The following is a 1,024-nucleotide window of genomic DNA, read 5'->3' as shown; positions in this document are numbered from 1 at the left end:
CTTACTTGATGACCTTGGCGACCACGCCGGCGCCGACGGTGCGGCCACCCTCGCGGATCGCGAAGCGCAGGCCCTCGTCCATCGCGATCGGGTGGATCAGGCTCACCACCATCTTCACGTTGTCGCCCGGCATCACCATCTCCACGCCTTCCGGCAGCTCCACCGCACCGGTCACGTCCGTCGTGCGGAAGTAGAACTGCGGGCGGTAGCCCTTGAAGAACGGCGTGTGACGGCCACCCTCTTCCTTCGACAGCACGTACACCTCGGCCTCGAAGTCCGTGTGCGGCGTGATCGAACCCGGCTTCGCCAGCACCTGGCCGCGCTCCACGTCGTCGCGCTTCAGGCCGCGCAGCAGCAGGCCCACGTTGTCGCCCGCCTGGCCCTGGTCCAGCAGCTTGCGGAACATCTCCACGCCCGTCACGGTGGTCTTCTGGGTCGGGCGGATGCCCACGACCTCGATTTCCTCGCCCACCTTGATCACGCCGCGCTCCACGCGACCGGTCACCACCGTGCCGCGACCCGAGATCGAGAACACGTCCTCGACCGGCATCAGGAACGGACGGTCGATCTCGCGCACCGGCTCCGGAATGTAGCTGTCCAGCGCATCCACCAGCTGGATGATCGCCGGCACGCCGATCTCGCTCTGGTCGCCTTCCAGCGCCTTCAGCGCCGATCCCTTGATGATCGGCGTGTCGTCGCCCGGGAAGTCGTACTTGCTCAGCAGCTCGCGCACTTCCATCTCGACCAGCTCGAGCAGCTCCGCGTCATCGACCATGTCCGCCTTGTTCAGGAACACCACGATGTACGGCACGCCCACCTGGCGCGACAGCAGGATGTGCTCGCGCGTCTGCGGCATCGGGCCGTCCGCCGCCGAGCACACCAGGATCGCGCCGTCCATCTGCGCCGCACCCGTGATCATGTTCTTCACGTAGTCGGCGTGGCCCGGGCAGTCCACGTGCGCGTAGTGGCGGGTCGGCGATTCGTATTCCACGTGCGCCGTCGAGATCGTGATGCCGCGCGCCTT

1 protein-coding gene is annotated in these 1,024 nt (G+C 67.0%); it reads right to left on the bottom strand.

Annotated elements, in window-relative coordinates; genetic code table 11:
- Window position 1: 1 nt before the first annotated feature.
- Window positions 2–1,024 (bottom strand): elongation factor Tu (tuf, locus tag QMK61_RS17575; protein ID WP_302073527.1); only part of this gene is annotated, 1,023 nt, incomplete at its 5' end.

The sequence above is a fragment of the Fulvimonas sp. R45 genome, from assembly GCF_030504985.1.
Taxonomy (GTDB): Bacteria; Pseudomonadota; Gammaproteobacteria; order Xanthomonadales; family Rhodanobacteraceae; genus Rhodanobacter_A.
This window is presented reverse-complemented; position numbering and strand designations above follow the sequence as displayed.